Source organism: Pantoea sp. GbtcB22 (genome assembly GCF_019091025.1).
GTDB classification, from domain to species: Bacteria; Pseudomonadota; Gammaproteobacteria; order Enterobacterales; family Enterobacteriaceae; genus Pantoea; species Pantoea leporis.
The window spans coordinates 159,249-183,430 of sequence record NZ_JAGXKB010000005.1 but is presented as its reverse complement, the minus strand read 5'-3'; the positions used below and the strand labels follow the sequence as shown (position 1 = coordinate 183,430).

General features: G+C 57.7%; 20 protein-coding genes. 4 read left to right on the top strand and 16 right to left on the bottom strand.

Going from position 1 to position 24,182, the window contains the following annotated elements; all coding sequences use genetic code 11:
* Positions 1-8: 8 nt before the first annotated feature.
* The 4 genes from KVT28_RS17140 to KVT28_RS17125 form a co-directional block, all read right to left on the bottom strand.
* Positions 9-1,145 (bottom strand): efflux RND transporter periplasmic adaptor subunit, encoded by a 1,137-nt coding sequence (locus KVT28_RS17140; RefSeq protein ID WP_217549431.1) that lies wholly within the window; start codon positions 1,143-1,145, stop codon positions 9-11.
* A 304-nt stretch (positions 1,146-1,449) separates the two neighbouring features.
* A complete protein-coding gene (locus tag KVT28_RS17135; protein ID WP_061719884.1) occupies positions 1,450-1,638 on the bottom strand; it encodes a hypothetical protein in 189 nt (62 codons plus the stop codon).
* A gap of 405 nt (positions 1,639-2,043) precedes the next feature.
* Positions 2,044-3,774, bottom strand: coding sequence for a penicillin-binding transpeptidase domain-containing protein (locus KVT28_RS17130; protein ID WP_101761978.1), 1,731 nt, complete (start codon positions 3,772-3,774; stop codon positions 2,044-2,046).
* Positions 3,775-4,047: 273 nt separating this feature from the next.
* Entirely contained in the window at positions 4,048-6,309 is a 2,262-nt protein-coding gene (locus KVT28_RS17125) for a molybdopterin-dependent oxidoreductase (RefSeq protein WP_192236481.1), read from the bottom strand.
* Between the two features lie 197 nt (positions 6,310-6,506).
* Here KVT28_RS17125 and galR point away from each other — a divergent pair, with 197 nt between their 5' ends.
* Positions 6,507-7,508 (top strand): HTH-type transcriptional regulator GalR, encoded by a 1,002-nt coding sequence (gene galR / locus KVT28_RS17120; RefSeq protein ID WP_036649453.1) that lies wholly within the window; start codon positions 6,507-6,509, stop codon positions 7,506-7,508.
* 151 nt (positions 7,509-7,659) lie between these two features.
* Here galR and KVT28_RS17115 read toward each other — a convergent pair whose 3' ends face one another.
* Both KVT28_RS17115 and lysA read right to left on the bottom strand, forming a co-directional pair.
* Positions 7,660-8,109 carry a GNAT family N-acetyltransferase gene (locus KVT28_RS17115; RefSeq protein WP_217549486.1) on the bottom strand — a complete coding sequence of 150 codons (450 nt, stop codon included), beginning with the start codon at positions 8,107-8,109 and terminating at the stop codon, positions 7,660-7,662.
* Positions 8,109-9,362, bottom strand: coding sequence for a diaminopimelate decarboxylase (lysA, locus tag KVT28_RS17110; protein ID WP_217549428.1), 1,254 nt, complete (start codon positions 9,360-9,362; stop codon positions 8,109-8,111). Before lysA ends, KVT28_RS17115 begins: the two co-directional genes overlap by 1 nt.
* A 110-nt stretch (positions 9,363-9,472) precedes the next feature.
* Here lysA and KVT28_RS17105 point away from each other — a divergent pair, with 110 nt between their 5' ends.
* A complete protein-coding gene (locus KVT28_RS17105; protein WP_192236479.1) occupies positions 9,473-10,393 on the top strand; it encodes a LysR family transcriptional regulator in 921 nt (306 codons plus the stop codon).
* On the opposite strand, the gene KVT28_RS17100 is transcribed toward KVT28_RS17105, so the two are convergent.
* Positions 10,390-11,553, bottom strand: coding sequence for an MFS transporter (locus KVT28_RS17100; RefSeq protein ID WP_101761973.1), 1,164 nt, complete (start codon positions 11,551-11,553; stop codon positions 10,390-10,392). The two genes, KVT28_RS17105 and KVT28_RS17100, sit on opposite strands and share 4 nt — an antisense overlap.
* A gap of 362 nt (positions 11,554-11,915) precedes the next feature.
* Between KVT28_RS17100 and KVT28_RS17095 the strand changes: the two genes are divergently transcribed.
* Positions 11,916-12,542, top strand: coding sequence for a hypothetical protein (locus tag KVT28_RS17095; protein WP_101761972.1), 627 nt, complete (start codon positions 11,916-11,918; stop codon positions 12,540-12,542).
* Positions 12,543-12,725: 183 nt separating this feature from the next.
* Here the strand turns inward: KVT28_RS17095 and KVT28_RS17090 are convergent, their stop codons facing one another.
* From KVT28_RS17090 to prfB, 9 genes are all read right to left on the bottom strand, one after another.
* Complete coding sequence (locus tag KVT28_RS17090; protein ID WP_137386382.1) at positions 12,726-13,397, bottom strand: DUF1989 domain-containing protein; 672 nt, start codon at positions 13,395-13,397, stop codon at positions 12,726-12,728.
* Between the two features lie 13 nt (positions 13,398-13,410).
* Positions 13,411-14,076 (bottom strand): amino acid ABC transporter permease, encoded by a 666-nt coding sequence (locus tag KVT28_RS17085; protein WP_217549426.1) that lies wholly within the window; start codon positions 14,074-14,076, stop codon positions 13,411-13,413.
* On the bottom strand, positions 14,076-14,726 hold the full coding sequence (locus KVT28_RS17080) for an amino acid ABC transporter permease (RefSeq protein WP_192412037.1): 651 nt from the start codon (positions 14,724-14,726) through the stop codon (positions 14,076-14,078). The genes KVT28_RS17085 and KVT28_RS17080 overlap by 1 nt, the downstream gene beginning before the upstream one ends.
* Before the next feature lie 3 nt (positions 14,727-14,729).
* A complete protein-coding gene (locus KVT28_RS17075) occupies positions 14,730-15,377 on the bottom strand; it encodes an urea carboxylase-associated family protein (protein WP_217549424.1) in 648 nt (215 codons plus the stop codon).
* Positions 15,361-15,993 (bottom strand): DUF1989 domain-containing protein, encoded by a 633-nt coding sequence (locus KVT28_RS17070; RefSeq protein WP_217549422.1) that lies wholly within the window; start codon positions 15,991-15,993, stop codon positions 15,361-15,363. The genes KVT28_RS17075 and KVT28_RS17070 overlap by 17 nt, the downstream gene beginning before the upstream one ends.
* 2 nt (positions 15,994-15,995) lie before the next feature.
* Positions 15,996-16,832, bottom strand: coding sequence for a transporter substrate-binding domain-containing protein (locus KVT28_RS17065; RefSeq protein WP_217549420.1), 837 nt, complete (start codon positions 16,830-16,832; stop codon positions 15,996-15,998).
* Positions 16,833-17,094: 262 nt separating this feature from the next.
* Positions 17,095-17,946, bottom strand: a complete 852-nt coding sequence (locus KVT28_RS17060) for a MurR/RpiR family transcriptional regulator (RefSeq protein ID WP_101762021.1) — start codon at positions 17,944-17,946, stop codon at positions 17,095-17,097.
* A gap of 248 nt (positions 17,947-18,194) precedes the next feature.
* A complete protein-coding gene (lysS, locus tag KVT28_RS17055; protein WP_101761966.1) occupies positions 18,195-19,715 on the bottom strand; it encodes a lysine--tRNA ligase in 1,521 nt (506 codons plus the stop codon).
* A gap of 9 nt (positions 19,716-19,724) precedes the next feature.
* Positions 19,725-20,823 (bottom strand): peptide chain release factor 2 gene (gene prfB / locus KVT28_RS17050; RefSeq protein ID WP_110867985.1). Its coding sequence is split into 2 segments (ribosomal slippage): positions 19,725-20,747 and positions 20,749-20,823, totalling 1,098 coding nucleotides; the frame shifts between segments, so codons are not numbered across the junction.
* Between the two features lie 554 nt (positions 20,824-21,377).
* Between prfB and KVT28_RS17045 the strand changes: the two genes are divergently transcribed.
* Positions 21,378-24,140: an autotransporter domain-containing protein gene (locus KVT28_RS17045; protein ID WP_217549418.1), complete on the top strand. Its 2,763-nt coding sequence runs from the start codon at positions 21,378-21,380 to the stop codon at positions 24,138-24,140.
* Positions 24,141-24,182: the final 42 nt, after the last annotated feature.

Sequence of the window (24,182 nt, the reverse complement as noted above, 5' to 3'; positions counted from 1 at the left end):
CCACCCCCTTATTGCGCCGCTGCGTCAGTCATCGAAAGACTCACCGCATTGGCGGATGGCGTGTCGTTGGTGTTGGCGGCGGTGGTGGTCACTTTCACCCCGCTGCGCACGCTTTGCAGGTTGTTCACCACCACGTTTTCCCCTTGCTGCAAGCCCGAGGTCACCAGCCATTCTCCTTTAATCATCTCGCCGGTGTGGATACTGCGCTGCTCGATGGTGTTGTCGCTTTTCACCACAAAGACATACGGCTGACCTTTGGTGTCATGCATGATCGACTCTTGCGGCAGCAGAATGCCTTGCTGCTGAATGCCCTGCGGGAAGCTGGCATGCACGTACATGCCAGGCAGCAGTTCGTTATTCGGGTTCGGGAATACCGCGCGCAGCACCACGGTGCCGGTGGCGGTATCGACGTTCACTTCCGAGAACGCCAGCTTGCCCTGCTCGGCGTACTGGCTGTTATCTTCCAGCGACAAGCCCACGGCGGCGGTGTTGTCGGCCACTTTGGCGATTTTGCCATCGGCCAGCGCACGGCGCAGGCGCAGCAGATCGGTGGAGGATTCGCTGACATCGACGTAGATCGGATCAAGCTGAGTGATGGTGGCGAGATAATCGGTTTGCCCGTTGGTGACCAGCGCACCGGCGGTGTACAGCGAGCGGCTAATGTGGCCGGAAATCGGTGCTTTCACCAGCGTGTAGTCGAGATTCACTTTGGCGGTTTCCACGTCGGCCTGCGCTTCACGCGCGGCGGCGACCGCATCGTCGTAGGTTTGCTGGCTGATGGCGTGCGCGTTGGCCAGCGGCTGATAGCGCTTCACCACCATCGCATCGTTCTGCCAGGTCGCCATCGCTTTGTCGTAGGCGGCTTTATAGGTGGCCGGATCGATTTGATACAGCGGCTGGCCGGCTTTTACTTCACCGCCCTCGGTAAACAGGATTTTTTCAATTACGCCGCTCACCTGCGGACGCACCTGCGCAGTTCTCACCGCCGTGGTGCGACCTGGCAATTGGCTGACAAGCGTAACGGGTTGCGCTTTCAGGTTGACCACGCCCACTTGCGGGGTGGCGGATGCGGCGGGCTTTGCTCCGCCCTGGTCACAGGCTGCCAGTAAAAACACCACGCTGGCAGAAAGAAGTTTCAAGCGCATAGTTGTTCTCTAAAAGATAGGAGGGGAATAGTCACGAAGGTAATGACTCAAAAAGCCATTGTAGGGAGGCGGGTTAAGCGGGGTTGTTAAGGTTGCGTAAAATATATTTTCCAAAGGAAAATGGTAAACCTTTCGTGCCATAAAGGGTTGGGATTTTTAGCGTTTTGCGGGTTTTCAGCCCCGAAACCGATTATCGAAAATTCCGTAGCGGCGCAATTTATTGCGCAAGATAACAGCGGGAAAAAGGTCAACGGAGCGCAATGAATTGCGCCGCTACGGTTATGTGCACGCAATAACAACCGATTCAACCTTTGGGTTCGATGCCTCTGCGGCGCAGCTCGCGGCGCGCCAGCTCTTTTAACCAGCACGACAGCGTGACGTTGTCGTCGTCGGTCACACTGCGCAGCTGCTCGTGCAGCTCCGGGTGAATACGTAACTGAAACGCCGAAGAACGGCCCTCGCCTTTTGGCGTGCGGTCTTTGGTTTTTGGCATCGCGGGTTGGCCTCAACGAGTCGCAATAAAAAATCGCCCCTTAAAGCGCTACCAACACCGTAAGGGGCTAGCGAACCGCCATGGAATGCGACATTGCGGTGCGTTACCTACAGGTTACACAACCCGATATTTTTATGTTGCCGGGGAAGTGTTAAGACTCAGACAAGAGGTGTGAGCGAGTTCGCACGGCAGTAAATTACAGGCAAAAAAAACCCACGCATCTGCGTGGGTCGGTGTAATAACAGGGTACTGCCAAAGCAGCTTGTTTCACACCCATCAATACCTCTGGGATCTCCATACTCGCACCGATGAGTCGGTGAAAGACAGGTGCAAAAAGCAACGGTGTTTGGGGAAGTGAAACGAGGTGTGAATATTCTCCACACCTCACTTACACTTTTGATTTAACTAAGATTTGTCTGAAGAAGGTTTACTGTAGATCGCATCGGGTGCCACGTTCATGTGCTTGAGTACCGGGCCCATGATGTTGCCGAAGATCGGTGCCGCCACCGAGCCACCAAAGTGATCGCCCGCGGTGGGATGGTTGATCATTACCACCAGCGCCACTTCCGGATGGCTGGCGGGCGCGATGCCGGCGGTGTAGTTGATATAACCGCCATCGTACTTGCCGCTGGTGCCCATCTTCTCTGCGGTACCGGTTTTGGTCGCCAGACGATAACCCGGCACCGCCGCTCTCACCCCGGTGCCGCCCGGCAGTACGTCGCTCTCCAGCATATGCACCACGGTTTGCACCACCTGCGGATTCGCCACCTGTTTGCCTAACACCGGCGGCGTCACTTTGGTGATCGACAGTGGACGATAAACGCCGTACGAACCGAGCGTGGCGTATTCACGCGCAATCTGCAGCGGCGTGACGCGCAGGCCGTAGCCAAAGGCAAAGGTGGCGCGTTCGATATCGGCCCAGCGCTCGCGGTGCAGCGGGAAGTACCCCACGCTCTCACCGGTCAATCCCAGCCCGGTAGGTTTACCCAGGCCAAATGCCTGATAGGTATTAACCAGCGCTTCAGCGGGCATCGCCAGCGCAATGTGCGAGACGCCGATGTCACTCGATTTCTGCAAAATGCCGGTCATGGTGAGGCGCGGCCAGTGACCAACGTCGCGAATTAAGTGGCCGTTGACGCTGTACGGCGTGGTATCGATCACCGAATCGGCGCGCACCAGATGGCGTTCCAGCCCTTCCATCACCACCAGCGGTTTCACCGTGGAGCCGGGTTCGTAACTGTCGTTGATCGCCGAGTTACGCATCTGCGCCGGCGTGGCATTTTCATAGTTGTTCGGGTTGAACGACGGATAAGAGGCCATCGCCAGAATCTCGCCGGTATCGATTTTCACCAATACCGCCGCACCCGAATCCGCTTTGTTAAGCAGCACGCCGTCGCGCAGTTTGCTGTAGAGCGTGAATTGGTCGAACTTATCGATACTGAGCTGCACGGTTGGCGGCTGCTGTGGCGGCTGGTAATCGATCATCGCAATGATGTTGCCTTCACCATCCTGACGATAAACTTCTTTGCCCGGATCGCCCTGCAGCACATGGTCGAAGCCCTTCTCGATGCCGTTCAGGCCGTTGCTGTCGGCCCCTACAATGCCAATCAGCGGCGCAGCTGCTTCACTCATCGGATAGAAACGGCTGTCGTTATACACCGAGCTGATACCTTTGAGTTTCAGCTCGGCGATATCTTTGGCGATGCCGAGTTCGATTTTGCGGCCCAGATAGAGGAAGCGTTTTTTCGGGTTGGCGGTGATGGCCGCGCGCAGATCTTCCGGACGCTGATTGAGCGCGGCCGCCAGATAAGCCCATTTGGCGCTGGTGAAATCGGGATTTGCCTCCAGCACGCGCATTGGATCGGCGATGATGTCACGCGCCGGAACGCTCAGCGCTAATGCCTGGCCGTCGCGATCCAGCAAGGTGCCGCGGTTAGTTGGCAACGTTACGGTACGCAGCGAGCGCTGGTCGGCTTCGTGCTCCAGCATCGGATGCTTGATCAGCTGCAGGTCACCAACGCAAATCAGCAACAGCACCAAACAGCAGAAAACGCCAAGGCAGATCAGGCGAAAACGAAACGGGTTAAAGGGCGCTTTTATCTGGTCTTTTCCCAGAAATTTTTTTATTTGAGGCATGGCAATCCGCTGCTGTAAGTGAATCTGAAGCTTATTGCTTGCAGTTATAAAGAAACGTAAAGCGAGTTGACAGGAAAACTGTGTTTCGATTCGTTAAGCAAAAAAAAACCTGCGCATCTGCGCAGGTCGGTGTAATCAAGAAAACTTTTTGATGTTCACCCATCAATACCTCTGGGACCCTGACTGTAGCAAGGTGGCACGCTGGGAAACCATCGCCTAAACGCAACAGTTACCGGCAAAATGTAACCAGCGATGAGATTATTCGTTGCCCATTCACATCAGATGTTTTTTGATTTCCACCAGGCAACTCATGGCGTTAGGACCCTGCGTTAACGACGAGGTGCCGATATCCAATGTCAGGACATTCGGGTTGCCGGCGCGATCCCACGGTTGCCAGGCGCGACCAAAGCCAGGATCGAACCAGGCGCCGGTGGCGATGATCACCACGCCCGGCGTTACCCCGTCGGTCAGGCGCACACCGGCCAGCATGCGCCCGCGCGCATTGCTCACCTCAATCTCATCGCCATCCTGAATATCACGCGTTGCCGCATCCTGCGGATGCATATATAGCGTCTCATGTCCGGCGGTTTTGTTGCCTTGCACCGTGGCGGTGGCGTCCATCTGGCTGTGCAGACGATCGGATGGCTGAATCGAGATCATATGCAGCGGGAACTGTGAACTGAGCGGCGCGCCCAGCCACTCTTGCGGCTCGCGCCACTCGGGATGTCCGGCGAAATCTTCCAGCTGATAATCGGCAATGGTTTGGCAGAACAGCTCAATCTTGCCGCTGGCGGTTTGAATTGGATGCGTTTCTGGGTTAGCGCGGAAATCATCCATAAACACGAACGGCTTGCCGCCTTCGGGAATCTCGACAAAACCGCGCTCCCAGAATTCCCCGAACTCCGGGAACGGAATATCACGGCGCGCATGCGCTACCGCGCACTGTTGATACAGATGCTCAATCCACTGCATCTCATTGCGCCCTTCGGTGAACACATCACGATAGCCGAGGCGATCGGCGATATCAGCGAAGATGTCGAAATCATTGCGCGCCTGATGCTGCGGCTTGATCGCCTGATGCATTGCCAGCACGAAGCGATCGCGCGACGATCCGCCGATGTCGTTGCGCTCCAGCGTGGTGGTCGCGGGCAACACGATATCCGCCATCTGCGCCGCCGGCGTCCAGACGATATCCTGCACAATCACGGTATCCGGGCGCTGCCAGCCTTCCACCAGACGATTGAGCTGCTGATGATGATGGAACGGATTGCCGCCCGCCCAGTGCACCAAATGGATATCCGGATAGTGCTGGGTTTCACCCTGGAATGCGTACGGCTGGCCGGGATTGAGCAGCATGTCGCTGATGCGCGCCACTGGAATCGACAAATTGCCCGGATTCGGGCCGGTGCTCATCATGGGTGCCGGGCCATCCTGCCGCGGATTGCCGACGCTGTTCATCGAGCCATGACCAAAGGAGAAACCGCCGCCCGGCAAGCCTGGCTGACCGAGCATTGATGACAACGCAATCATCATCCAGTACGGCTGCTCGCCGCGATGGGCGCGCTGTACCGAATAGGAGCAGGTAATAAAGCTACGTTTGCCGATCAGCTGCTGCGCCAGCAAAGCAATGCGCGCCGCCGGAATGCCGGTAATGCTGCTGGCCCACTCAGGCGTTTTAGCGATGCCATCGCTTTCACCGAGCAGATAGCCGCGCAGCTGCGGCCAGCCGGTACAGTGGCTGGCGAGGAAGCTTTCATCCAGCGCGTTACGCCTGGTGATTTCAAAACCCAGCGCCAGCATCAGCGCCACGTCGGTGTTCGGGCGAATCGGAATCCACTCGGCATTGACGAACGCCGGGCAGTCATCGCGCATTGGGCTGATGTTAATGATTGGCGTGCCTTTGGCGCTGAGCTGCTCCAGCGCCGGTTTCAGGCTGTGCTGCCCTGCGCCGCCGGAAGCCACCTGCGCGTTTTTCAGCGCCAGGCCGCCGAAGGCGATAAAGATGTCGGCGTGCTGCACCACTTCCGGCCAGTCGGTGACGCGGCCGGTGAGCGGCATGTAGGTGCCAATCACGTACGGCAGGAAGAACTGCGCCGCGCCCCAGCTGTAGTTACCTTGCTGATCGACGCCGCCGCCGCCCTGAAAATAGAAGCGACGAATCAGCGTGCGCGCGTGGTTGACGCGTCCCGCCGATGACCAGCCGTAAGAGCCGTTGAAAATGCCTGATGCGCCGTAGCGATCGCGCACGCGGCGATTCTCTTCCGCCACCAAATCCAGCGCGGTATCCCAATCCACCGCCACGAAGTCTTCCCGACCGCGCAAGGTGCGATCGCTGTTCTCGCGCGACTTCAACCATGAACGGCGCACCATCGGCTGGCGAATACGCTTATCCGAATAGACCAGTTCAGGAATGGTGTTGAGCATCGGCGAAGGATCGGCATCGGCGAAGAAGGGTTCACAGCCAATCAGGCGATCATTTTCGGTGACGGCAGTGAATGCGCCCCAGTGCGCCAGGTGTGGCACGCGAGTTTTCATGGTTTTTGGGTCCGGCAGGCAGGTGTGATTGTGTCTGGCAGCATAACATGAGCCTGTAACCGAGCTAAAGCGCGGCTGTGAGCGCCTGATTTTCCGTGCTTTTGCGACAGCGCTGGCATTCTGCCGGGTTGCTACAGGGTGGGTTTTCCGTAACACTGGTGGCATGTGTAAACGTTTTCCCGGATGTCGATAATCGCATGGCTACCATTAAGGATGTTGCCCGTATGGCTGGGGTGTCGGTTGCGACCGTCTCCCGCGTCATCAATAATTCGCCCAAAGCCAGCGAGAGTTCTCGCCTCGCCGTTACGGCGGCAATGGAGCAGTTGCAGTATCACCCGAACGCCAACGCACGCGCCCTGGCGCAGCAATCCACCGAAACCCTGGGTTTAGTGGTGGGCGATGTTTCCGATCCGTTTTTTGGCGCGATGGTCAAAGCGGTGGATGAAGTTGCGGGCCAGACCGGCAACTTTTTGCTGATTGGTAACGGTTACCACAATGAGCAAAAAGAGCGTCAGGCGATTGAGCAACTGATGCGCCATCGCTGCGCCGCCTTAGTGGTACACGCTAAGAAAATCCCCGACGACGATTTAGAGATGTTGATGAAGCAGGTGCCGGGCATGGTGCTGTTGAATCGCCTGCTGAAAGGCTTTGAACATCGCTGCATCGCGCTGGATGACCGCTACGGCGCGTGGCTGGCAACGCGCCATCTGATTCAGCAAGGCCATACGCAAATCGCCTTTATCTGCTCCACGCACACCATTTCCGATGCCGAAGATCGTCTGCAAGGCTATTACGACGCGCTGAAAGAGCACGGTTTGCCGTGTAACGACCGTTTGGTGGCGTGGGGCGAACCAGACGAGGTGGGCGGCGAGCAGGCGATGACCGAATTGATGGGACGCGGCAAGCAGTTCACGGCGGTGGCCTGTTACAACGATTCGATGGCCGCCGGTGCGCTGGCGGTGCTGAGTGATAACGGCATTCGCGTGCCGGAAGAGATGTCGCTGATTGGCTTCGATGATGTGCTGGTGTCGCGCTATGTGCGTCCGCGTTTGACGACGGTGCGTTATCCGATAGTCACCATGGCGCAACAGGCGGCGCAACTGGCGCTGGCGTTAGCCAATGGCAGCGAGATGCCGGAAGTGACCAATATGTTTAGCCCCACGCTGGTAAGACGGCATTCGGTGAGTGGGCCGGGTTAAATCCTGGAGCGCGCTTTCCCTCACCCTAACCCTCTCCCGCAAGCGGGAGAGGGAATGATTAGGTGGAGTGGACCTCGGATTTACAGCTTGCTTGGGCGGCTCCTTCTCCCGCTTGCGGGAGAAGGCTGGGATGAGGGACAACGCGCACCCATCACAAATCCCGCGAATACACCTTCACCCGCACATCCGGGAACTCCAGCGCGTCGCATTGATACTGCCAGCCAAAACGTTCGTAATAGCCGCCAAAGGTGGACCATAACCACAGCTTGTCATGACCGCGCTGCTGCGCGAAATCGATCACATGCTGCTGCAGCGCTTTACTCAATCCCTTGCCGCGCGCGGACTCCTCAACAAACAGCGCCGCCACCCACGGCGTGAGATCCTGACGGCTGATCAAATCGCAGCGCCAGAATCCCACCGTGCCGAGCGGTATGTCGCCGTCGAGCGCCACAAAGGTCACAGGAAAGTCCGCGCCGCTGAGGCTGCTGCGCACAATGCTGTGGTAAAACTCACGCGACGTACCGTCACCAAACGCCTGCCACAGCCAGTCGGTGATCTGCGTGGCGTGATGCGGCACCTCGCTGAGCGCGACGATCTTCATCAAATCAGCTCCAGCGCCAGCAGCTCCTGAATGGTCTGCGCACGACGAATTTCACGCGCCGCGCCATTCTCGAACAGCACTTCCGGAATCAGTGGACGGCTGTTGTAGTTCGACGACATCGACGCGCCATACGCGCCGGTATCGTGGAACACCAGATAATCGCCGACCTGCGCCACAGGCAGCGCACGGGTTTCTACTTTGCCACCTTCCAGTTGCGTGAACACGTCGCCCGATTCACACAGCGGACCGGCCACTACGCTCTCCACGGTGGCGTCGCCCAGCGCGCGGCCATCGACCGGCAGCAGAGAAATGTGGTGATAGCTGCCGTACATCGACGGACGCATCAAATCGCTGAAACCGGCATCGACCAGCACAAAGTGACGGCTGCCCATCTCTTTTACCGCGCGAACCTGTGACACCAGCACGCCCGATTCAGCAACCAGGAAGCGACCTGGCTCAATCTCCAGTTTCACCGGGTGACCGAGGTGCGCAGCGATACGCTCTCGCGCGTCGTTCCACAAGCCGTAATAGTGCTGGGTATCAATGGCTTCTTCGTCGAAACGATACGGAATCGACAAACCGCCACCGGCAGAAATCGCTTCCAAATCCTGCCCAAACGCCACCACCTGATCGACCATCGCGTCACACACCTGCTGCAGATGGCCATAATCCACGCCGGAACCGATGTGCATATGCAGGCCGACCAGACGCAGGCCGTGCTGCTGAATCGCCGCCAGCGCCAGCGGCAGATCGCTGTGCCAGATGCCGTGTTTACTGTTCTCACCGCCGGTGTTGGTTTTCTGGCTGTGACCGTGACCAAAACCCGGATTGATGCGCAGCCACACCGCGTGGCCCGGTGACAGCTCGCCCAGTTGATGCAGCATATCCACCGAACCGGCATTGACCGGCACTTTCAGCTCGGCGATACGCGTCAGGGTTGGCTGATCAAACACATCGGCGGTGAAGACGATATCTTCGCCGCCCGGCTGATAACCAGCGGCAATGGCACGCTCGATTTCACCCAGCGACACCGAATCGACTTTGACACCCGCCGCACGCATCAGACGCAAAATGTGGATGTTGGAGCAGGCTTTTTGCGCAAAACGCACCACGTCGAAGGCGCTGAGCTGCGCAATGCGCTGCTGAATAATCGCCGCATCATAAGCCCAGAATGGGCCGGCATAACGCTGCGCCAGCGGCAGTAAGTTGGCGGCAGTTAACGCGGTTTCGGTGTTGTTGAGTGGGCGTGGCATGTCAATTCTCCTGTGTGATTGAGGCTATTTAGCCACAGCGCATCAATTCATAAAAATATCTTTTTTAGCGACATCTATACAAATATGATATGGGTTATCTGGAGGAGACAATGGCAAAAATTAACTGGCGACATATCGAAATTTTTCACGCGGTGATGACCAGCGGCAACCTGACGCAGGCGGCGACGCTGCTGCATACTTCGCAGCCCACGGTGAGCCGCGAACTGGCGCGCCTCGAGCAGCAGCTCGGCCTGCAGCTGTTCGAACGGGTGCGCGGCCGCCTGCAGCCCACGGTGCAGGGCTTGCGGCTGTACGAAGAGGTGCAGCGCTCGTGGTACGGACTGGATCGCATCATGGATGCCGCCGAAGGGTTGCGTCAGTTTCGTCAGGGTGAATTGTCGATCGCCTGCCTGCCCGTGTTTTCGCAGTCGCTGTTGCCGCCGCTGCTGCAGCCCTTTCTTCAGCGCTATCCGCAGGTTAGCCTGAATATCATTCCGCAGGAGTCGCCGTTGCTGGAAGAGTGGCTGTCGGCACAGCGTTACGATCTCGGCCTGACCGAAACCCAACACGCACCGGCGGGCACCGAACGCTTGCCGCTGCTGACCTGTGACGAAGTGTGCGTGCTGCCGCCACAGCATCCGCTGTGTCAGCGCGAGGTGCTGACGCCGCAGGATTTCCACGGTGAAAACTACGTCAGCCTGTCGCGCAGCGATAGCTATCGCCAGCTGCTGGATTCCCTGTTTCATGAGCAGAATGTGGAGCGTCGTCTGGTGCTGGAGACGCACAGCGCGGCGTCAGTGTGCGCGATGGTGCGCGCGGGCGTGGGGATTTCGATTGTGAATCCGCTGACGGCGCTGGATTACGCCGACAGCGGTGTGGTGATGCGTCGCTTCAGTATTGCGGTGCCCTTCACCGTGAGTCTGGTGCGGCCGCAGCATCGACCGGCTTCGGCGCTGGTCGATCACTTCTGCGACCACCTGCAACGGCACGTGGCGGCGTTTCCACAACGTATTGCCGAGCGGCTGGCTTAAGCGTTGACCGCTTCGCCCTGCCCGCCCGCTTTGCGGAAGGTGATCAGGCAGATCACCAATCCGACCGCGGCCAGCGCAGCAGCGGCAACCGGCACCGACGTCAGGCCGTACCCTTTCTCGATCACCGCGCCACCGACCCACGCGCCGAGCGCATTGCCGACGTTAAAGGCGGAGATATTCAGCGTAGAGACCAGATTCGGCGCATCTTTGCCGTGGCGCACCACGTTAATCTGCAAGCCCGGCACGGTGGCGAAGGTCGCCATCGCCCACAGGAACAGCGTGATTTCCGCCAGCCACAGCGCATGGCTGGTCCAGCTGAACAGCAGCGAGAACACTGCAATCAGCACAAAGCTGAGGATCAGGCTGAACGACACTTTCCAGTCGGCCAGCTTGCCGCCGAGGATGTTGCCGACGGTCAGACCCGCGCCAATCAGGAACAGCGTCCAGCTAACACCCCGATCCGAGATACCGGTCACCTGCAACAGCAGCGGGGCAATGTAGCTAAACAGCGCAAACATCGCCGCCGCAAAGAACACCGTCATCAGCAGCGACAGCCACAGTTTGCCGTTGGCCAGCGCGCTGATTTCACTCGCCAGATGCACCGGCTTCTCTTCTTTGTTGGTCGGCAGGCTCACCATCAGCGCGATAAAGGCGAAGATGCCGATGATCGCCACGCCCCAGAAGGTGGCGCGCCAGCCAAACATCTGACCAAACCAGGTGCCGAGCGGCACGCCGAGCACGTTGGCCAGCGTCAAACCGGTGAACATCAGCGCCACGGCAGAAGCTTGTTTACCTGGTGCGACCAGGCTCGCCGCCACCACTGCACCGATGCCGAAGAACGCACCGTGACACAGCGCCGTCACCACACGCGCCAGCATCAGCAGGTTGTAGGTGTAGGCCAATGCACAGAGCACGTTACCGATGATGAAGATGATCATCAGCAGAATCAGAGTACGTTTACGCGGCAGTTTGGCGGTCAGCAACGCCATGATCGGCGCGCCGATGGCGACGCCCAGCGCGTAGCCGCTGATCAGCCATCCCGCAGAAGGAATGGTCACTTGCAGATCGCCCGCCACCTCGGGCAGCAATCCCATAATGACGAATTCCGTGGTGCCGATGGCGAACGCACTCAGCGCCAGCGCCAGTAATGCAACAGGCATAACATACTCTCCCAATAATTTTTTGCAGGCGGGCCGCACTGCGAACGCAGTACGGTGACAACAGACGCTTATTAAAATTTGAACTGCGTCACATTGTTATTAAAGCATAGCCCTTCCATGCCAACCACCCTGCGCGCCGCAAGACTATTTTGCGCCTGTAGCAATAATCCCTGCGCGCGAAAATGTCACTGACTAACCATTGAGACAGATGGAGGTTTCCGCGCTACGCTTGAGAAGGGTGTGATCGTTATCACAGTGAGTCAGCTTTTGGCGAAAAATCAAACAGTAAAGGATGGACGTGCACTGCCGATACCTCAATGGATTGCCCGGTTATGGGGTGTCAAAAATCGAGGGGAAAGCGTATGCGATGGCTCATCGCGCTAACGGTTGGCTGCCTAAGCGGCTGCTCAGTTGGGCATTACGAATACAGCAAAGAAGCAGCAAAACGCGTCGATATGACCGTCACCGGCATTCCAACGGTGCTGGGCATTGGTGCGCTTGGCACCACCATTCCTCTCACGCCCGAATACAGCCTGACGGCGGCCCACGTGGCGAAGTATTCACTCTATCGGGTTAAAGCCTGGCATCCCGAATGCGATATCGCCGTGGTGTACCATAAAAACAGCGAAGCCAATTTGCCGCCGCCGTTCCGCAATAGCCATATCGGCGACGACGTGAATCTGTATGGCTACAGCTTTATTTCCGCGATGCCGGTAGCGTCAAGCGGCAAGAATCTGATCAATACCACGCTGGCGAATGACTGGAACAAAGCCAGCTGTGTGGTGGTGGCGGCCAATGCCGGCGTGGTGAAAGGTATGTCCGGCGGCGCGGTGTATAACGCCAGCGATGATACGCTGGCGGGGGTGATTGTCGGTTACAGCAGCCAGATTGATGACAATAAAAGCGGCAAAACGCTGTTTAAGAATGTGGCGCTGTATGTACCGTACGCACGTTTTCAGGCGTGGCTGGATGGGGTGGTGAAGTCTTAGATCGTGCTGGCTGTCCCCCTCCTCGGTCGGTGCTGGCGGTCGGTGCTGGCTGTCCCCCTCCTCGGTCCTCCCCCATAAATGGGGGAGGAAGATGCTGCAATATGATAGTTGGGGAGCTGCATGTGGCAGCGTCTCCTTCCCCCATTCATGGGGGAAGGCCGGGATGGGGGACAGCGTGCACAGTCAAGCCGGAACCCACGCCCCCTGCACCTGCACCTGCGGGAAACCGCTGGTCAGGATACGCAGTTCGGCATCGCGCGGGGTGTTGTCGCCCTGCCCCTGAATGCTGACGATATCCTGCGGACAGGCGGAAAACGCCACAAAACAGTCCATCTCGGCGCGCAGCACAATATAGTCACCCGGCTTCGTCACCACCGGCAGCGTCTTCAGCGTGATGCCATCCGGCTGCACCTGAATATTCATAAAGATATTAAACGAGGCCAGATTGCCATGCGGCAGCGTCACGCCCAGCTCACGCATGCCTTCAAACAGATTGTCATGGCAGTTGCGATGCGGTTCGGTGCAGCCGAGCAGCTCATAACGACGCGCATCGCAGGCCGCCATAAAGGTGTCGTGCACGCCTGGCGAGGTATCCGCCACCAGCGTCAAAATCGGGTGGCGCTGGCTGGTGATAAAGCTGTCGCCCACTTTGGGATTGAGACGCTGATTCCACACGCGCGTCGCCTCCATACACATATATTCACTCACATCCTCAGCGTTGTAAGCCCAGCAATCCACCACCTGGGTGCCGTGCAGGTTAATCACCTGCACCGCTTCACCTCTCTTCAGGCGCACCGCTTTACCGTAGCGTGCCGGGATGGTTACCGCTTCGCGATGCTGAAATTCAGCCGACATATTGTTCTCCTGATTAATGCTGCATGGCACGACGATAGCGCGTCATGCGAGATTCAAGGCCGCGCGCCAGCCAGTCGATGATGCTGTTGAGCAGCCAGTAACAGAGCGCCACCGTGAGATAGATCTCCAGCGGCGCGTAGGTATCCGAAATCGCCTGTTTGGCGACGTACATAAACTCCTGCACCGAGACAATCGACAGCAGCGCGGAGTCTTTAATCAAACCGATCATCAGCCCGACCAGCGGCGACAACATCTGCGGCAGCGTTTGCGGCAGCACCACGTCACGCAGTTGTTCGCTGCGGCTCAGGCCCAACACGCGGCACGCTTCCCACTGCCCTTGCGGCAGCGCATCAATCGCCGAGCGGATCACCTGCGCAATGTAAGGCGCGTAGTAGAGCGTCAATGCAAGCACGCCCACCACCGGCGACGACAGCGTGATGTCATATTCCGGCAACACAAAATAGAGCAGATAGATCACCACCAGCAGCGGCAGCGCGAGGGTTAAGCCGCTGTAAAGATTGAGCAGACGCAGCCAGAACCGCGATGCCCGCATCAGCAATACGGCCAGCAGCGCGCCCCACAGCATCGAGCAGAGCGCCGCCACCAGACAAAGCTGCAAGGTGGCGAGCAGGCCGTCACCGAGCGACGGCAGAGAGGTGATAATTGCCTGCCAATCCATTACGCTAACCTCCGCTTCGCTTCTAAACGGCGCGCCGCCGCGATTAACGGCATGGCGATCAGCAGATAACCGGCCGCCACCAGCAGCAGCACCTGCGTGGCTTCGTAGGTGCGGGCGATGACGATCTGTCCGGCGTAGGTCAGTTCGGTGAGCGCCACCACCGACGCCAGCGGCGTGGTTTTCAGCAGAATGGTGAATTCATTCACCAGCATCGGCAGACTGGCGCGCATCACTTGGGGATTGATGACGTACCACCACGTCAGCAGGCGGCTCAGACCCAGCGTGCGCGACGCTTCCAGCTGTCCGCGCGTCACCAGGCTGCGATTCACGCGCAGGATTTCCGCCACGTACGCGCCGCTGTTGAGGCCAATGGCAATCACCGCCGCCAGCATCGGCTGACCGCCCAATCCCAGCCGCGGCAAGGTGAAAAACACCACAAACAGCTGCACAATCGCTGGCGTTCCGCGCATCACGCTGACATAGCAACGCCCGATGGCGCGCCAGATCCAGGCACGACGCAGCTGCAGGAAGCAGCCGAGCTGCCCCATCACCACGCTGACTAATGACGCCAGCACGGTGAGCACCAGCGTCATCAGCAGGCCGTGTCCGAGTTCCGGCAGCGCGGCCACTACCTGTTGATCCAGCCCCATGCGTTACTCCGCGTTAAAGTCGTGCAGATTTTCCGCCACCGACAGCAGCAGCGGCGCGGGACGATCGTTGCCCTCAATGCCGGTGTTACAGGCGGAGACGATGAACTGCGTGTCCATCACCACGCGACAGGTAATGCTGTCGCCAGCTTGGGTCAGGTTGGTTTCCGGCAGAATCTCGCCTTCACGCGTCAGCTTGACGTGCATAAACAGGTTGATGGGATCCGGCAGCTTCGGCACCACCATGCCCAGACGCGCCAGCTCGCCGCGCAGCGCATCGAGACAACCTTCGCCCGGATAACCGCGCTCAGCGAGAAACGCCGTGGTGGAGGCCGGCAGCAGCAGGTCGTGACGCTTCACGCTGTCTTTGCCCAGCACCATCATCGGACGACGACGGTTGTTCACCAGACGCATGCCGGAACCGAGCAGGTAGCTGTTGCTAAACACCCGCGTGTGGTGTACCGACAGCCACACGGCGGGATCGGCCAGGCTAAAGCCAAACAGCGAAGCCACCGCACCATCGCCCTGAGCGGTGATGCGCAGCAACTGACCGCGCAGCACGCGAATCGAACCGATGCTGCCCCGCGCAACCGGTACCGGTTCAGCCAGCGTGCGCACGGCGGTTTCTTCATAACTTTCACGCATTAACAGCATGATTCATCTCCTGAGCGTGAAAATGGTCGCTGACCACGATGTCGATTGGCGTCACCTGCAGGCCGTTGCCGGGAATAATGTCCTGCGGGCAGGATGAGACCGCGCATATCAGATCGCACAGCGCTTCAAAGGTGATGCTATCGCCCGCTTTGCTGTTGGGATCGGTCACTTCCATGCGGCCATCGGCGGTGACCGGGCCGTTCTGAAATAGGTTGAACGGTTCCGGCAGCGAGAAGTAGGTGACGCCAAACGCCTTCATCCCCTCCAGCAGGTTATCGACGCAGTTGCGATGCCCTTCGACACCGAAATCGATGCTGAAACGGGTGCGATCGCAGGCCGGTACGTTGGCGTCGTGGATGCCGATGCTGTCGACAAGAATGCGCAGCATCGGGCGGTTTTCACTCGACCACAACGCGTCACCCGGCTTAAAGAACAGCGAGCGCAGCTGTTGGCGCGTGTGCACCGGCGACAGCTTCTCGTTCAGGTCATCGGCGTTCACCGCGACAAAATCGGCCGCCTGCTGCCCTTCGCTGTCAATCACGGTAATAAACTGGCCCTTGCGCACGCGGAAGGTTTTGCCAAAGCCGGCAGGCACCGTCAGGTTGGACTGGCACATAATTACTCCTGCGGAATGAAGTCGCTGGCGGGCACGGTAAAGGTGGTGCCGAGATATTGCTGCTGCAGTTTGGTCAGTTCGCCGTCTTTCTGCATCGCCAGGATGTGGTCGCTAATGGCTTTGTTCAGGCTGCCATCTCCTTTACGTGTCGCCCAACCCATCCACTGCGACGGGCCGACTTCGCCCACCTGCGCCACTTTGCCGGCATATTTTTTTGCTACCGGCGCCAGTACCGAGATGTCGTCATAAACGAAGTCGGCGCGTTTGGTCATCAAGGTGCTGACGGTTTGATCGAGTGAATCGACATTGATGATGGTGATCGGTTTTTTACCCTCCTTCTTCAACTGTTCGTTGAAGCCCTTCAACAGCTGCTCTGGCACGCTGGCGGTTTTCACCGCACCGCGCAGACCCGACAAGCTTTCCGGACTCAGGGCCTTGCCGCTGAAGGTTTTCGCTTCGGCTTCACGCACCAGCACGCCGTTGACGGTTTTGCTGTACGGCACGGTAAACAGCACTTTTTTCGCGCGTTCCGCCGTGACGTTGAGGGATGAACCTTCGGCATTGAAAGAGCCCGAAATCAGGCCCGGCAGAATGCCGCTGAAGGCGGTTTTCTGAAACTCCAGTTTCACACCGAGATCGTTGGCAAAGGATTGCATGATCGCCACGCTGTAACCGGTGATCTCACCTTTGTCATCGGTGTATTCGTAGGGAGGAAAGGTTGGATCGATACCGACGGTAATTTTGCCGCTGCTTTTGATGTCGGCCAGCGTATCGGCTTGTGCCTGCGCCATGGTGCCGACGGAGAGAAGTGCGGCAATCAGCAGTGCTGTTTTTTTCATTATGGTGATTCCCTGGTGTTGGTGAAATGTCATTTTCTACTGAGCATATTTTGTGCCAGCTTTTTCACTACCATGCAGGGAGATCTGATAAAAAACAGATTTTATTTAATAAAATCAAATGGAAACATTTGTTTCTTAATTTTTATTTTTAGTTTCTATTATTTCACACGCGGTAAAACGGGGATAATTGGATGGGTGGGCACTGGACAGAATTGCACCGTTTTGGTGATTTTTCTGGCGCACAATGCGCCAGCAAGGCGCATTATTCCAGTTCGTCGAGGGATTGGTGCAGCGCTTCGATTTGCGCGAGATGATCGTTGCTGGCTTTACCCATTTGCCGGGCCACCAGTGAACAGAGCAGGTTACACACGCCAGAGAGCGCGGCGGTGCTGTCGAAAATCAGGCTGCTGTCGGTGTGACAGCGGATTACCCACTGCGCATGGCGCGCCGGTTTGCCGGAAAGCACGTCGGCGATATACAACATCGGCACATTGCGCTCGGCCAGCGCGTTCATCGCCGCCTCCAGCGCGGGCATGCGACGACGCAGACCGACGCAGATCACCACATCCTCGGCGGTCAACGCCGCTACATGTTCCGCCAGCGAATCGCCGGGACGCGGCAGCAGACGCACATCGGAGTGAATATGGATCAGGTCACGATAAATCAGATGCGCGATGGTTTGGCTGTGGCGCCAACCCATTACCACCACGCGGCGCGCCTGGCTGATGGCGCTGACCGCCTGCTGCAGCTGTTCGCTGTCCAGCGTGCGATAGCTGTTGACCAGGTTGGCGATCTCTCTTTCCAGATGCTGCTGCATGATGCTCGCCAGCGGCGACGCGCTAGGTGCCGGTTGCAGATAGAGCGGTGAACCGCTGCTTTGCATGTCACGCGCCTGGCGACGTGCGGCTTCATAACTTTCATAGCCGAGATGGCGGAAGAAGCGCGTGGTGGTGGCTTTGGACACGCCCGCGCTGTGTGCCAGCTCGGTGGCGGTGTTCATGGCTAACTGGCCTGGTGCGGCGAGTAGCACATCGGCAAGTCGCTGCTCGTGGCTGGAGAGTTGATCCCAGTGCTGACGAATCCGGCCCTCTAACGTTGCCGCTTTTGCACTCATGGCGATTCCCTGAAAAAGAAAAAAACCATCCTGCACAGAGCGTGCCGGGTTGTCATCAGGAATTTTGTGTTGGGGGGAATGTGCTGGCTGTCCCCCATCCCGGCCTTCCCCCGCTAGCGGGGGAAGGAGATGCTGCCACATGCAGCTTCAGAACTCACATTTTGCAGCATCTTCCTCCCCCATTCATGGGGGAGGACCGAGGAGGGGGACAGCGAGCACGGACCGGGATGGGGGACTGCGGCGAAATACTACTTACCGGTCGGGCGCAGTGCCGGGAACAGGATCACGTCGCGGATGGTGTGGCTGTTGGTGAACAGCATCACCATACGGTCGATACCAATACCCAAACCAGCGGTTGGCGGCAGGCCGTGCTCCAGCGCGGTGACGTAGTCTTCGTCGTAGAACATCGCTTCATCATCGCCAGACTCTTTCGCATTCACCTGCTGCAGGAAACGCTCAGCCTGATCTTCTGCATCGTTGAGCTCTGAGAAGCCGTTACCGATTTCACGGCCGCCGATGAAGAACTCAAAGCGGTCAGTGATTTCCGGGTTCTCGTCGTTACGACGCGCCAGCGGTGATACTTCAGCCGGGTATTCGGTGATGAAGGTTGGCTGAATCAGGTGCGCTTCAGCGGTCTCTTCGAAGATCTCTGTAACGACGCGGCCCAGGCCCCAGCTCTTCTCAACTTTGATGTGCAGTGATTGGGCAATCGCTACCGCTTTATCAAAGTCTTCCAGATCGCTCAGGTCAGTTTCCGGACGGTATTTTTTGATCGCTTCACGCATGGTGAGCTTCTCGAACGGCTTACCGAAATCGAAGCTGTGATCGCCATACGGCACTTCCGTGGTGCCCAGCACATCCTGCGCCAGCGTACGGAACAGGCTTTCGGTCAGTTCGATCAGATCTTTGTAATCCGCATACGCCATATAGAGTTCCATCATGGTGAACTCTGGGTTATGGCGTGGCGAAATCCCTTCGTTACGGAAGTTACGGTTGATCTCGAACACGCGATCAAAACCGCCAACCACCAGACGCTTCAGATACAGCTCTGGCGCAATACGCAGGTACATATCGATATCAAGCGCATTGTGATGGGTGATGAACGGACGCGCAGACGCGCCGCCCGGAATCACCTGCATCATCGGGGTTTCCACTTCCATAAAATCGCGGTTAACCATGAACTGACGAATGCCGGCCATGATTTGTGAGCGAATTTTAAAGGTTTTGCGCGAATCGTCGTTGGAGATCAGATCGAGATAACGCTGACGATAACGGGTTTCCTGATCGGCCAGGCCGTGGAATTTGTCCGGCAGCGGACGCAGCGCTTTGGTCAGCAGACGCAGCTCAGTGATGTGGATCGACAGCTCACCGGTTTTGGTTTTGAACAGCTTACCGCGCGCACCGAGGATATCGCCGAGATCCCACTTTTTGAACTGCTCGTTGTAGACGCCTTCTGGCAGATCGTCGCGTGAGACGTAGATCTGAATCTGGCCGCCGACATCCTGCAGGGTCGCGAATGACGCTTTACCCATGATGCGGCGCGTCATCATACGACCGGCCACGCTCACCTCAACACCCAGCGCTTCCAGCTCTTCATTCTCTTTCGCGTCATAGCTGGCGTGCAGCACATCGGACGTGGTATCGCGGCGGAAATCGTTAGGAAACGCCACGCCTTTTTCACGCAGCGCGCTGAGTTTTTCGCGACGCGCTTTCAGTTCGTTGTTTAACTCAAGGGCGGCATCAGCGCTCTGCGGTTGTTGTTCAGACATGTCGGTTCCTTATAGCCCTGCTTTTAAACTTGCTTCAATAAAACGATCGATATCGCCATCCAGCACCGCTTGGGTGTTGCGGGTTTCTACGCTGGTACGCAGATCCTTGATGCGTGAATCGTCGAGAACATAAGAACGGATCTGGCTGCCCCAGCCGATATCAGATTTGTTATCTTCCGCTGCCTGCTTATCCGCGTTTTTCTTCTGCATCTCATATTCGTACAGCTTGGCGCGTAACTGCTTGAAGGCCTGATCTTTGTTCTTGTGCTGTGAACGGTCGTTTTGGCACTGCACCACAATGTTGGTCGGCAAGTGGGTAATACGCACCGCAGACTCGGTTTTGTTAACGTGCTGGCCACCCGCACCGGAGGCGCGGTAAACGTCGATACGCAGATCGGCAGGATTGATATCGATATCGATGTTGTCATCCACTTCCGGGTAGATAAACACCGAACTGAATGAGGTATGACGACGGCCGCCGGAATCGAACGGGCTCTTACGCACCAGGCGATGAACGCCGGTTTCGGTACGCAGCCAGCCAAACGCGTAGTCGCCGATGATTTTAATGGTGGCGGATTTGGTTCCGGCCACTTCACCGTCTGACTCTTCAATAATTTCGGTTTTATAGCCTTTGGCTTCCGCCCAGCGCAGATACATGCGCAGCAGCATGCTGGCCCAATCCTGCGCTTCGGTGCCGCCGGAACCGGCCTGAATGTCCATGTAGCAGTCGGCGCTGTCATATTCGCCTGAGAACATACGACGGAATTCCAGTTCGCCCAGCTTCACTTCCAGTGCATCAAGCTCGGCAACCGCTTCGTTGAAAGTCTCTTCGTCGTCAGCTTCCACCGCCAGATCCAGCAGGCCCTGCACATCTTCCAGGCCTTGCGTCATGTGATCTAAGGTTTCCACTACCGCTTCCAGTGAAGCACGTTCTTTACCCAGCGCTTGCGCGCGCTCAGGTTCGTTCCAGACGTCAGGCTGCTCCAGCTCGGCGTTTACTTCTTCGAGGCGTTCTTTCTTGGCATCGTAGTCAAAGATACCCCCGAAGAACGTCGCTGCGCTCACTGAGGTCCTGGATACGATTTTTGACCGGATTAATTTCAAACATGGCTTTTCAGTCTTTTTTGACGATTCGGTGAAAGGAGATAAAAACTAACGCGCTAGTTTACCCGAAAGTGTGCGCACTTTGTAGCATTGCACGCCGCCTGAGTGAGCGCGCCTCCGCCGTAAGAAAAAAAGTTCTTATCCTTCTGGAAAGCTTTACCCGCTACGCTTTCCCAAACACCTCCGCAAATACCTCGCCTTCAGAACCTTCTTAGGAATTTTCCTGCAAAAATTAGGCAATTGGCGCCAGATGACGTCATTAAAGATCATGATTTATAACGATAAATCATTAAGAATTGTCTTGTGAGAAATTTCCTGCAAGAAAGCAGACACGTCTCAAATAACGCCATTAAGCAGCTGATATTCAGCCTATCGATTTATTAGCGCCCTTTTATCATTTTGCTCAGTGACTATCCCCCCGATGGACATCACTGACGTCCAGACCGTTTGTCACCACGATCGCCAGGAATGCGCAGCTTCGACAGGGAATGACACAGTAATCAGCGCCCGTAAACGTGAGCGGGCACAACATGTCCTGAGAGACATGAAGGAGTATCGATGTTTATTCCCGGTTTGCGCACTTCACCGCGCCTGCTTGCCTTGTTAATGCCTTTGTTACTTGCCGCCTGCGGAGGCGGCGGCGGCGGCGGAGGTGGCAGTAGCGCGGCAACCTCGCCCACCACCGGCACGCCTGAGACACCCACGCCAGCTCAGCCCAGCGCTTCAGGCAATGCCAGCAAAGTCGGCATTATTGATTCAGGGTTATCGCCCGATCGCAGTGAAATCAATTACGCCAACGTGCAGTTCACCAGCTACGTCGGCGGCGGCAGTAGTTTGAATGATAATCAGGGCATTAACGGTCACGGCACCGTGGTGGCGCTGACGTTATTAGGCCTGTCGCCGGGCAGCACGCTGTATGTGGCGCAGGCATCGCAGAACAATATCTTTCACTACGACGATACCGCCCGTGCGGTGAGCGGCCTGCTGAGCCAGGGCGTGCGGGTTTTCAATATGTCGTATGCCTCCAACGAGCGCTTAACCTCCGCACAGGCGCTATCCGATGCGCAGCCGCACTATCAGGTGCTGGTGCAAAGCATGCGTGAGATTGCAGCGGCTAACGGTTTGGCGGTGGTGATCACCGGCAATGGCGGCACTGCAACACCGTCCCCTAACGCGCAGCTGCCGCTGATTTATCAGGACAGCGCACTGCAAAAGAATATGCTGGCCGTTACCGGCGTGATGGACAGCACCTCATATGACACGGCGAACCGCGCGGCGTTAACCGGGCCGTTTGATGCCTGTGGTAACGCCGCGGCATGGTGCCTGAGCGCACCGGGATACACCGATTATCGCTTTCAGAACGCCGATGGTACCTGGGTAAATGCGCGTAGCTACGGCACCTCGTTTGCCGCGCCGCGCGCCGCTGCGGCCGCTTCGCAAGTGTTGCAGCGCTTTCCGTGGATGAGCGGCTACAACCTGCAGCAAACGTTGCTGACCACCGCCACTTATCGCAGTGATGCTTACGCAGGCGCTGCGGATAGCGCCAACGGGCGGCCTTACAACAACACCTTCGGCTGGGGCGATCTCAACCAGGCGAAAGCGCTCAACGGTCCGGCAATGTTCTGGGCCAATGATTTTCACGCCAGCCTGGATGCGGGTAGCTATGTCTTCTCGAATGCCATCAGCGGCGATCGTGGCCTGATACTCGACGGCGCCAATAATGGCGGCGTGCTGCGGTTAACCGCTAACAACAGTTACCTCGGCCAGACCAGCGTTGCCGCCAATACGTTGCTGATTGAGGGTGCGATTGCGGGCAGTGCCAACGTCAGCGGCAGCGGCACTTTGGGTGGCAGCGGTGTGATTGGCGGCAGCTTACTCAATCAGGGAACGGTCAACGGCGGTTTGCAGGTGCAAGGCGATTACCAGCAACGCAGTAATAGCGTGCTCAATATCGCGTTAAACAGCCCGCTGCGTGTAGCAGGCCACTCTACGCTGGACGGCACGCTGAACCTCGCGCCCCCCTCATCAACATATGTGGTGAAACAGCAGGAAACGCTGCTGACCAGCGATGCGGGTGTTAGCGGCCAGTTCAGTCAGGTCAATACTGGCGTGTTTCTTGATGGTTCGGTCAGCTACAACGCTAACAGCGTCACTGGCCAGCTGACGCGTAAAAATACCGCGGCAGTAGCGGCAGCGCTGGGCATGAACGGCGCCAGCACTCAGCAAACGGCCGCGAATCTGGAGCAGGCGTTTAGCGTAGCGGACAGCTGGCAGCAACAGGGTTCACTGAGCAGTGCGCAGCAGTCAGCGCTGGGCGCAGCAGGAGCGTTTCAGTCGCTGGCAGATGCCCGCAGCGCGCAGGCCGCCATCAATTCACTTTCCGGTCAGGCGCACGCTTCCAGCAACGCGGTACTGTTTAACGCGCTGGATTATCAAAGCCGCCTGTTGAGTAACCGTATCGCCGATGCCAGCGCCGACAATCGTTACGGTTTCTGGCTGGAGAGCGGTCAACTGCGCGGTTCACTAGATCAGCCGGGCTACCTCGGCACCGATTACCGCAACACGCTTACCGCATTGGGCGTGGATAGCGATTTGGGTATTTCTGGTCTGCGTGTGGGCGTGGCCTGGACGCAGAATCAGATCGACTCAACCTACGACCAAAGCGGCGGCACCAGCCGTAATCGCCTGCAAGGCGCGATGCTGTATGGCCGCTACGATTTGACGCCAGCATGGTATCTGCAGGGCAATCTCAGCTATCAACATGGTCGCGATGAGTTAAAGCGTCTGGTGTTGCTGGATGAAGCTTCGCCGGTGTCATCGACCACCAGCAGCAACAGCTGGCAGGCGGCGCTGCAAAGCGGCTATCGCTGGACAATTGAGGAGAATTATCGCCTCGAACCCTATCTCGGCTGGCGTGAAACCGGGCTGGATACCGGTGCGTTTGAAGATAAAGGTAGCGCGTTCGGTCTGAGCGGCGACGGCGACAGCTATCGACGCAGCGTCGGTTATAGCGGTTTGAGTATCAGCGCACGGCAGGATTGGTCGGCTGGATTGTGGAGCATGCTGAGTCTGTATGGCGAATATCAGTACGCATTCAACAATCCGTCGATGGATGTCAGCGCGCGCTGGGGCGGATTTGGCGATGACCAGAACCGCTTCATGATTCCCGGTATGCAGCTCGATCGCCGTTCGCAGTGGTTAGGTGTGCGGTTGGATGTGGCGCAGACGTCACGCGCGCGCCTGTTTCTGCGCGCCGATCAGCACTTCGCCGATCTCGGTGACGAGAAAGTGCTGCGCGGCGGTGTGGATGTGAGTTTCTGATAAACGTTTAACAGGTCAACTGAGCGCGATAAATCGCGCCGC

What these genes read in the sequence shown, in the direction of transcription:
- KVT28_RS17140 (WP_217549431.1), bottom strand. Translation starts at nt 1,145, where the DNA reads ATGCGCTTGAAACTTCTTTCTGCCAGCGTGGTGTTTTTACTGGCAGCC.
- KVT28_RS17135 (WP_061719884.1), bottom strand. Translation starts at nt 1,638, where the DNA reads ATGCCAAAAACCAAAGACCGCACGCCAAAAGGCGAGGGCCGTTCTTCG.
- KVT28_RS17130 (WP_101761978.1), bottom strand. Translation starts at nt 3,774, where the DNA reads ATGCCTCAAATAAAAAAATTTCTGGGAAAAGACCAGATAAAAGCGCCC.
- KVT28_RS17125 (WP_192236481.1), bottom strand. Translation starts at nt 6,309, where the DNA reads ATGAAAACTCGCGTGCCACACCTGGCGCACTGGGGCGCATTCACTGCC.
- galR (WP_036649453.1), top strand. Translation starts at nt 6,507, where the DNA reads ATGGCTACCATTAAGGATGTTGCCCGTATGGCTGGGGTGTCGGTTGCG.
- KVT28_RS17115 (WP_217549486.1), bottom strand. Translation starts at nt 8,109, where the DNA reads ATGAAGATCGTCGCGCTCAGCGAGGTGCCGCATCACGCCACGCAGATC.
- lysA (WP_217549428.1), bottom strand. Translation starts at nt 9,362, where the DNA reads ATGCCACGCCCACTCAACAACACCGAAACCGCGTTAACTGCCGCCAAC.
- KVT28_RS17105 (WP_192236479.1), top strand. Translation starts at nt 9,473, where the DNA reads ATGGCAAAAATTAACTGGCGACATATCGAAATTTTTCACGCGGTGATG.
- KVT28_RS17100 (WP_101761973.1), bottom strand. Translation starts at nt 11,553, where the DNA reads ATGCCTGTTGCATTACTGGCGCTGGCGCTGAGTGCGTTCGCCATCGGC.
- KVT28_RS17095 (WP_101761972.1), top strand. Translation starts at nt 11,916, where the DNA reads ATGCGATGGCTCATCGCGCTAACGGTTGGCTGCCTAAGCGGCTGCTCA.
- KVT28_RS17090 (WP_137386382.1), bottom strand. Translation starts at nt 13,397, where the DNA reads ATGTCGGCTGAATTTCAGCATCGCGAAGCGGTAACCATCCCGGCACGC.
- KVT28_RS17085 (WP_217549426.1), bottom strand. Translation starts at nt 14,076, where the DNA reads ATGGATTGGCAGGCAATTATCACCTCTCTGCCGTCGCTCGGTGACGGC.
- KVT28_RS17080 (WP_192412037.1), bottom strand. Translation starts at nt 14,726, where the DNA reads ATGGGGCTGGATCAACAGGTAGTGGCCGCGCTGCCGGAACTCGGACAC.
- KVT28_RS17075 (WP_217549424.1), bottom strand. Translation starts at nt 15,377, where the DNA reads ATGCTGTTAATGCGTGAAAGTTATGAAGAAACCGCCGTGCGCACGCTG.
- KVT28_RS17070 (WP_217549422.1), bottom strand. Translation starts at nt 15,993, where the DNA reads ATGTGCCAGTCCAACCTGACGGTGCCTGCCGGCTTTGGCAAAACCTTC.
- KVT28_RS17065 (WP_217549420.1), bottom strand. Translation starts at nt 16,832, where the DNA reads ATGAAAAAAACAGCACTGCTGATTGCCGCACTTCTCTCCGTCGGCACC.
- KVT28_RS17060 (WP_101762021.1), bottom strand. Translation starts at nt 17,946, where the DNA reads ATGAGTGCAAAAGCGGCAACGTTAGAGGGCCGGATTCGTCAGCACTGG.
- lysS (WP_101761966.1), bottom strand. Translation starts at nt 19,715, where the DNA reads ATGTCTGAACAACAACCGCAGAGCGCTGATGCCGCCCTTGAGTTAAAC.
- KVT28_RS17045 (WP_217549418.1), top strand. Translation starts at nt 21,378, where the DNA reads ATGTTTATTCCCGGTTTGCGCACTTCACCGCGCCTGCTTGCCTTGTTA.